This window comes from Salinivirga sp. (genome assembly GCF_035268865.1).
Taxonomy (GTDB): Bacteria; Bacteroidota; Bacteroidia; order Bacteroidales; family Salinivirgaceae; genus Salinivirga.
In genome coordinates, this window is the sequence record NZ_DATFKB010000247.1 from 1 (window position 1) to 8,301 (window position 8,301).

The following is an 8,301-nucleotide window of genomic DNA, read 5'->3' on the forward strand; positions in this document are numbered from 1 at the left end:
TCCCAAAAACTCTTCTGCTGTTTTTGACTGTAAGGGGCAAAACAAAAAATGTTGATAGCGGTCGTGTTTGATGATAAAATTAATGCTGCGGCTGCATAAACCACAGTTACCATCAAAAAAAACAACGGGTTTATTTGGCAAGTTTTGCTTCAATGATTTTTACGAGTTTTTGAAACTCCCCTTTTTTAAAACCACTGTGCGCATAAATTAGTTTTCCTGAAGGACCAATTAAATAATTACGTGGAATATATTTTTTTGCGTATAGCTTGTAAATACTGCGTTTGGGATCCGCTGCTATGTGAAAAGTAAACTTTTTGCGTTCGTTGAACAATTCAAGTTCATTGATATTATGTTCGCGGCCAATGGCAATAACAACAAGATCTTCTCCGGCCAACCTCTGCTGAATATGTTTCTCCATTAATGGCATTTCTTCCATACAGGGCTTACACCATGTAGCAAAGAAGTTTACCAAAACATATTTACCTTCAAGATCATCGAGACAAATTGTTTTTTTATTGATAGTCTTCACTGTAAAACCGGGGGCATTGTCCCCTTTAGTCACCACATCAAAGGATTCTTGTGCATTTAAGTTTAAGGAGAGTAACGATAAAAATATTGCGTAAAAATATTGTTTCACAGCGCTCTTTTTAATTTACAATTGTCGCAATTCCTAAAACAAACTGTATGCCAAGCTCCCTAATTATAAAACAATACTGAAAAGCAGGTTATTTTAGAAAAAAATACCCTTGAGTCTCCTCAAGGGTAATACTGTTCTTATAGAAATATCATTTTGAGTCGATGATCCTTTTTACAATTGCCGATGCACCCGCATATATTTGACCTATATTGGCATCGAGCATGTAGCAGGGTGTTGTGTATATTTTATTATCCTCATCCACAACTACTTCACCATGAGTTGTTGTGGTATGTTCGCCTCCCATAGTTTTTATAGCGCTTATTGTATCAGGATCAGAACCAATTGTAACCTTCACATCTTTTATAAGGCTTGTAATTATTACCGGCGAAATGCATATTGCTCCGATTGGTTTCTTCTGGTTGTGCGCCGCAAGTACAACACGTTCAACCTCGGCATCGACTTTACAGTCGGGGCCATCTTTGGCAAACGTGCATAAATTTTTTGCAGCACCAAAACCTCCCGGGAAAATTAAGGCATCATAATCCTTCATATTAAGCTCATCAAGCGGTTTAATATCTCCACGAGCTATTCGCGCAGATTCTACCAAAACGTTGCGGCTCTCTTTCATCTCCGCACCGCTGTAGTGGTTTATCACATGCATCTGGTCAACATCCGGAGCAAAACACTGGTAACTTGACCCTTCCTGATGAATGGCAAGCATTGTCAATGTTGACTCATGAACTTCAGCGCCATCGTAAACGCCATTTCCCGAAAGAACAATTGCTATATTCATTTATTAACTTTTTTATTGTTTATATACGAATTTAGAGAATTTCGACTTCAAAACAAAAAGATTAACTTTAAACCGGAAATAATCGATAATGAAGAAACAGAAAATACATTTTATTGCTATTGGTGGCAGTGCAATGCATAACCTTGCCATTGCGCTTCATAAAAAGGGGCATCAAATTACAGGCAGCGATGATGAAATATTTGATCCGTCGCGTAGCAGACTTGCCAAATTCAATTTACTGCCCAAGGAAGAAGGGTGGCACGAGGAACGAATCACAGGAGATCTGGATGCCGTTATTCTAGGAATGCATGCCAAAAAAGATAACCCCGAACTGGCACATGCAAAAAAAATTGGAATCAAGGTTTATTCCTACCCCGAATATCTTTATGAACAAACTAAAGATAAAAAACGGGTAGCAATTGCAGGTAGCCATGGCAAAACCACCACAACCGCCTTAATTATGCATGTGCTGAAATATGCAAATGTAAATTTCGACTATATGGTAGGGGCCTCATTAGATGGATTTGACACCATGGTAAACCTTGAAGAAAAAAACCATCTTGCAATTTTTGAAGCCGATGAATACTTGTCATCACCAATAGACATGCGTTCGAAATTCCTTTGGTATAAGCCCCACATTTCGGTAATCACAGGTATTGCATGGGACCACATTAATGTTTTTCCAACCTTTGACTCCTATCTTAATACCTTTAAACAATTCCTTCAAACCCTCCCTGAACGGGGAAAGGTGTTTTATTTTGAAAAGGACACAGAACTCAGCAAACTCACAAGGGCAGAACGAAATATTCAAACAATACCATACTCAGGTTTTTCAGGCAAATTTAACAGCAATGGGTCTTCTGTTGAAGTTAATAGTAAAACAATACATGCACCCATATTTGGAAACCATAATTTACAAAACCTTCATGCAGCATACCTGGTATTGAAAGAACTCGGTATTAAAGATGAAACTTTCTCCGCAGCCATTGAAAGTTTCAAGGGTGCATCAAGAAGATTGCAAACCTTAATTGATGGGCAGAACCCGGTATATTTCGATTTTGCACATGCCCCATCAAAAGTAGCAGCGACCATAAAGGCCATTAAAGAAAAGCATCCGCGCAAAAAGCTTCTTGCCTGTCTGGAGCTGCATACTTTCAGTAGTCTGAATAAAGCGTTTATACCTCATTACAAAGGAAGCATGAATCCGGCTGAAAAAGCAATCGTATATTTTAACCCAAATACACTCGAGCACAAAGGGATGCCCTCGCTCGATAAAAATTTTCTATTCACAGCTTTCAGACATAAAGACCTTTCAATATCAACAAAATCGAGTGAAGTTTTGAAGCAAATCGAAGCTGAACATAAAAATGGTAATGTAGTAGTTATCATGACATCAGGCAGCTTTGACGGGGTTGATTTCAGAGAATGGGCTTCCACCCAGCAATAAAAAGAACTTTGTTACGTTTTAAAGTAAAGCGCGCGCTCCTTTTTATTCATTTAAAAGTGGGAACTATGAGAAAAAATCGTAACAGTAACCTCGAGAATAAAAAGACGCTTTTCTTTGAAATGGGTCTTGTAACCGTGCTCGGTCTGCTTCTGGTAGCATTCAACTGGAATACCAATCAAGGAGTAGTCGAAAAGCTTGGAACTACCACAGCTATGCCACTTGAAGACGATATGGTGCAGCGTACCATACAGGAAGAAATCGAACCACCACCTCCACCAGAGCCTGAAATCATCGTTACAGAATTAAAAGTAATAGACAATACCGAAGAAGATGACGACTTCACCATTGAAACGGAATTTTTCAATGATGAGGGCATAACGCAAACTGATATTATGCCCGAACCCGAAAAAGAAGAGAAGGAAGCGCACCCTTTTGTATGGGTTCCCTCACAAAAAGCCCAGTTCCCTGGTGGCGAATCGGCCAGATTACAATATTTACGAAATGAACTGAGGTATCCCAGGTTAGCAAAAGAAAACGATATATCAGGACGTGTAGACATACAATTTAAAGTTGGCGCCTACGGGGAGATAATGGATATAAAGGTGCTTCGCAGCCCCGATCCGTTATTGACAGAAGAGGCGCTCAGGGTAGTTGAAAATATGCCAAGATGGGAGCCGGCAAAGCAAGGTGGTAAAAGAGTTATAACGCTGGTTAGCATTCCAATTGTTTTCACATTACAGTAAATTGAGACTATAATGCATTGTGTTTGGTACGGAATATGTGCTTTTAGCTGTAACAAGACATGTGCTTAATCGTATACTAAACTAGACAACAACCAGTTAACGCATAAATGTTTTAGATCAGGAAAACAACAAAACGTTTTCTTTGCCAATAGAAAAGTATTAATTATTTTAGCAGCAAAATCACAGAAACTATGGAAGTAAAAAAGAATCCAAATGTAAGCCTTGAAAAGGGACGCGGTATGCTCATGCTTGCAGGGCTTGTAACTGTATTGGGCTTGTTACTTGTAGCTTTCAACTGGAACAGTTCATCCGGGACAGCTGAAGATCTGGGACAAGTAATGGAAGTCAATATGGAGGAAGAAATGATCCAGACACAACGTCAGGAGAAAGTTGAACCACCACCCCCACCGCCAAAGAAAAAGGTTATTGAAGAGCTTACTGTAGTAGATAACGAAGAAGAGCTTGACGATGAGCTTGATATCGATACAGAGGCCGACGAAGAAACCATGATTGAACAAACAGATATCATGATTGAGGAAGAGGTTGAGGAAGAAGAGCCTGAAATTTTCATGGTTGTGGAACAGATGCCGGAATTCCCTGGTGGACAAGGAGAATTGTTCAAATACATTAGCCAGAATATTCAATATCCGGCTATTGCTAAAGAAAACGGAATTCAGGGTAAAGTATTTATTCAGTTTGTTGTTGGAAAAGACGGTTCGATTACCAATGTAACAGTACTTCGTGGTGTTGACCCATCTTTAGACAAAGAAGCTGTTAGGGTAGTAAAAAATATGCCCAAATGGAAGCCTGGTAAGCAACGCGGTAAACCGGTTTATGTAAGATATCAGGTACCAATTAATTTCAAACTTCAATAGTTTTTCAATATAAAACAAAAAAACTCCGGCTAAACCGGAGTTTTTTTTGCGATATGAAAAGGTAGTTTTGCTACCACCTTTATATTTGAATCATTTCTTAATTATCCTATTTCAAGGTTTGTCATTTTACCTGTCATTTCAAAATCGTACTCCGGATACTCATAAATTGGCATTCTGTGCTCAGTTTCCCCAATTGAATAGCCATAAACAGATAAATATTCATTTATGTCCTCACCCATCTCATCTAATTCTTCAAGATACTGACCAATGGGTTTTGATTCAACAATATAGAACTTACCCATTTTCTCAATAATCGGGCTGTGTGTACGCGTATGATCATGGTCAAACTCCAGCACCCGTTTACCAAAGCGGGTTAAGCCAATTACACGGTATGTGAGACTTTTACCCACTCCCGGAAGGTTCAACACATTACGGTCAGTCGCTAAAAAGGGAATATTGAGTTTATTTCTCAACTTTTCAATCTGGCTGATCATATTTTCTGCATTAACAGGGAATGAGCGTATGGTATCATACTCTTCCTCCGGAATTTTACCCAGCAACTTCTCCTCTTGCTGTTCCTGCATGGCTCGCTCATTGGTGGCAAAATTGTGACTGTTCTCCATAAAACCTTTTACAGAAAAGGTATAGTAAGTTAGTACGCCAATATCGTTTAGTACCTTGCGTAGTTTAGCAGTATGTCCGCGACGCGAAGCTGCAGTGGTAAATACCTGCTGGTTAGTAACGGTCCAGCCGGCAGAGATCAACCTTTCAACACCTTGCTTCACAACAGGTGTTACCTCCATAGCAGATTCAAAGTGTGTTTGAATGACGAACTGCTTAAATCCAATTTTTGCAGCTTTTTGCTTGAACTCCGACAATATTTCAATTAATTCCGGAGTAATTCTTTGTGGCAAATAAATGGGCAACCTTGTACCAAGGCGAATCCGCACCATTTCTGCATATTTATCTCCCTGTGGGCGCTGCTCATTGGCTTTTCGCTTACGCAATGCCATTTGATAAACTTCATCCAGTATGTGCTTGAGCGAACGATCACTACTCATTAATGCATCGCCTCCTGTAATAAGAATATCGCGAAGCTGTGAATCCTCTTCAAAATATTGCATCAGACGCTTTAGTTTATCAGACCATTTCTCATTCGGCTGGAGTTTATCGAGGTTGAAATTCAGATGACCACTCTGAAAATCGTACATTCTTTGACACGATGAACACAACCCTGCACATGCCCGTCCAACGGTATCGGGAATTAGAATGGCAACTTCGGGATAACGCCTGTGCACATTATGCTGTGAAGGTAATATCCAACCTGCGGCGTTGGGCTTTCCAGGCTCAACAATATCTTCTTTCTCCCATGCCTGAATTTCACCAAATTCGTCAACGAGCTGACGAGAATAAAAAATGTAGTCACGAATTGGTAAATCGGCACCCACGTGTTCTGTATGATCTACACTAATAAGTGACAAGTAATAGGGGTTAACGAAAAATGGAATACCAGCGTCTTTGGCATTCTGCATAATAGATAAAGTTTCTTTATTGAGCGAATGATCCAGCAACTCATCAATAAGCTCAGGGGTGCGTGCGGCAAATTTTAAATGAAAAACACGGTCGTTCCACCACACATCACGTGCATTTTGCAAATTTTCTTCGAATGATTTTGATTGATCGTAATTATATTTCGGATCGTTTATTTCACCTGATTCCATTTTTCTTAAAAAAACAGATAAAATACGGTCCCTGTTTTTGTTGTGTTCCTTAAGCATATCATCCTCAAGGCCCGAAGGGTGACGGTCCATCCAGTTTCTTACCTTATCCAGGGTTGGTTTTTCCTCCTTAAGCCTTCCATTTAACTGGCGGAAAAGATATAGCATATCCAGATAGAAATAATACATAGCACCACCTCGTCCGGTTTTAAATGCCTCCCACATAATACCAAACGGATCAAGTACGGATTCCTCGGCCAGGAATAAGCTTGGATCCTGTATGCGTCGTCCTGTATGCTGTATATAGTCATAAAGTCTTATAGCAGCCTTATCCTGCCAGTTCAACTTTTCGAAAGCTACACGTTTATCGATATCCTTAAACAAAAAATCGCTTGCCGGTTTACTCTTGTTTATCAACTCTTTTGCCCATTCTTCCATGGCTTCACGGGCCTGATCAGCACTTTCTGCATTCTTTAATATATCCTTTAAACGAGGATTTTCCTCCAGCAAAGTATGAAAAACACGCTGGGCCTTTGGTCTAATTGCAACTTTGTTAAGGTCTCTATCCATTACGCTTCAAATTTTATTGGTTGATTTACTAAATAAACAAATACTATACACGGAAGTTCGATAAATCGCTCAGGGAATAATACGAAAAAATTTTCCGCCAAATTCGCGCGAAATTACAAATTTCTCAAGCCAAATCCAAATTATATTCGTAGGGTCAAACCAATAAAATTTAACGGAGTAGTTCGCGTCTTGAAGCATCAATGCGCAGAAAAACGAATAACAGGGCGGTGAAAGCCCACAATGAAGAGCCCCCATAGCTAAAGAAAGGCAGGGGTATTCCAATTACAGGAGCCAATCCGATAGTCATTCCGGTGTTAATTGCAATGTGAAAAAACAGGATAGAGACTACTGCATAACCATAAATTCGACTAAAAGAGGAACGTTGGCGTTCGGCTAATATTATTAGTCTTACAAGTAAGGTTAAAAACAACAAAAGCACAACAGAAGTACCCAGAAATCCCCATTCCTCGCCTACCGTGCAAAAAATAAAATCAGTACTCTGCTCGGGAACAAAATCATATTTGGTTTGTGTCCCCCTTAAAAAACCTTTACCCGAAAGGCCTCCTGAACCAATTGCAATTTTGCTTTGGTTTACATTATAACCAGCTCCAAGTGGATCAGACTCTATACCTAATAAATGATTAATGCGACTACGCTGATGTTTTTCAAGCACGTTGTCAAAGAAATAATCGACTGAATAGGTAAAAGCAATTGAACCCAGTCCTATACCTACTATGAAAAACAGGTAGTAATAACGATAAACCAAAGCCCTGATTCCCAGCAAAACCGAAAAAGCCAGGGCAGTAGCAATGATGAGCCATGAAATGTCATAACTAAAAAACAACGTATTAATGAGATAAATGAGAGCGAAAACCATTAAGAAAAAAAACACACCTTTAATAACCTGCTTCTTATCATGAAAATGAATAAAGGCAACACTTGCTGTTACAATAAGTATAAATATTAGAATGTAATGAAGTGGCATTGTAAGTGACATTATAAAAAGAATTGCAGCAAATAAGCCTAAAAGCATTACTGCTGAGGATAACCCTTCCCGGAACAATACAATTATGAATGTAGCATAAACCAATGCTGACCCGGTATCGTTTTGCAACAATATCAATGCGGCAGGGACAATAATAATGGCTGCAATACTTAAGAGGTTTTTTAATTTGTGTATTTTAAAATTAAAGGCACTCATAAACCTGGCCAGGGCAAGAGCTGTGGCAAACTTTGCAAATTCGCCGGGTTGAACACGAAAACTACCGATTGTAAACCACGACCGGGAGGCATTTACTTCTGTGCCGAAAAGCAGAACTGCAATAAGCAATAAAATAACAAACAGGTAAAATGGATAGGCAAAGAATGCATAGAACTTACTATCAAGCAGCATAATAGCGATAATAATTCCAATAGAAGCCACAATCCATAATAATTGCTTACCATACCTTTGGGTCAAATCAAAAATACTGCTGTGCTCTTCATTATATACAGCTGCATAAATATTAAGCCAACCCA

At 39.2% G+C, this 8,301-nt stretch carries 8 protein-coding genes; 3 read left to right on the top strand and 5 right to left on the bottom strand.

The window, feature by feature from the left end:
* From VJ937_RS15745 to elbB, 3 genes are all read right to left on the bottom strand, one after another.
* A partial coding sequence (locus VJ937_RS15745) for a thiol-disulfide oxidoreductase DCC family protein (RefSeq protein WP_414706419.1) occupies nucleotides 1-153 on the bottom strand: 153 nt, incomplete at its 3' end.
* Nucleotides 131-637: a TlpA disulfide reductase family protein gene (locus tag VJ937_RS14975; RefSeq protein WP_324068430.1), complete on the bottom strand. Its 507-nt coding sequence runs from the start codon at nucleotides 635-637 to the stop codon at nucleotides 131-133. The genes VJ937_RS14975 and VJ937_RS15745, both read right to left, overlap by 23 nt.
* A 148-nt stretch (nucleotides 638-785) precedes the next feature.
* Nucleotides 786-1,430, bottom strand: coding sequence for an isoprenoid biosynthesis glyoxalase ElbB (gene elbB / locus VJ937_RS14980; RefSeq protein WP_324068431.1), 645 nt, complete (start codon nucleotides 1,428-1,430; stop codon nucleotides 786-788).
* A gap of 88 nt (nucleotides 1,431-1,518) precedes the next feature.
* Between elbB and VJ937_RS14985 the strand changes: the two genes are divergently transcribed.
* The 3 genes from VJ937_RS14985 (at nucleotide 1,519) to VJ937_RS14995 (ending at nucleotide 4,495) form a co-directional block, all read left to right on the top strand.
* Nucleotides 1,519-2,877, top strand: a complete 1,359-nt coding sequence (locus tag VJ937_RS14985; RefSeq protein ID WP_324068432.1) for a UDP-N-acetylmuramate--L-alanine ligase — start codon at nucleotides 1,519-1,521, stop codon at nucleotides 2,875-2,877.
* A gap of 65 nt (nucleotides 2,878-2,942) precedes the next feature.
* Complete coding sequence (locus tag VJ937_RS14990) at nucleotides 2,943-3,620, top strand: energy transducer TonB (RefSeq protein ID WP_324068433.1); 678 nt, start codon at nucleotides 2,943-2,945, stop codon at nucleotides 3,618-3,620.
* A 191-nt stretch (nucleotides 3,621-3,811) separates the two neighbouring features.
* Nucleotides 3,812-4,495 carry an energy transducer TonB gene (locus VJ937_RS14995; RefSeq protein ID WP_324068434.1) on the top strand — a complete coding sequence of 228 codons (684 nt, stop codon included), beginning with the start codon at nucleotides 3,812-3,814 and terminating at the stop codon, nucleotides 4,493-4,495.
* A 101-nt stretch (nucleotides 4,496-4,596) separates the two neighbouring features.
* Here the strand turns inward: VJ937_RS14995 and VJ937_RS15000 are convergent, their stop codons facing one another.
* Together VJ937_RS15000 and rodA are read right to left on the bottom strand one after the other, a co-directional pair.
* Nucleotides 4,597-6,783, bottom strand: a complete 2,187-nt coding sequence (locus VJ937_RS15000) for a KamA family protein (protein ID WP_324068435.1) — start codon at nucleotides 6,781-6,783, stop codon at nucleotides 4,597-4,599.
* A 169-nt stretch (nucleotides 6,784-6,952) separates the two neighbouring features.
* Nucleotides 6,953-8,301 (bottom strand): rod shape-determining protein RodA (gene rodA, locus VJ937_RS15005; RefSeq protein WP_324068436.1); only part of this gene is annotated, 1,349 nt, incomplete at its 5' end.

Bases quoted from the DNA above. Each gene is read 5' to 3' on its own strand.
- VJ937_RS14985 (WP_324068432.1), top strand. From the start codon at position 1,519: ATGAAGAAACAGAAAATACATTTTATTGCTATTGGTGGCAGTGCAATG.
- VJ937_RS14995 (WP_324068434.1), top strand. From the start codon at position 3,812: ATGGAAGTAAAAAAGAATCCAAATGTAAGCCTTGAAAAGGGACGCGGT.
- VJ937_RS15000 (WP_324068435.1), bottom strand. From the start codon at position 6,783: ATGGATAGAGACCTTAACAAAGTTGCAATTAGACCAAAGGCCCAGCGT.
- elbB (WP_324068431.1), bottom strand. From the start codon at position 1,430: ATGAATATAGCAATTGTTCTTTCGGGAAATGGCGTTTACGATGGCGCT.
- VJ937_RS14990 (WP_324068433.1), top strand. From the start codon at position 2,943: ATGAGAAAAAATCGTAACAGTAACCTCGAGAATAAAAAGACGCTTTTC.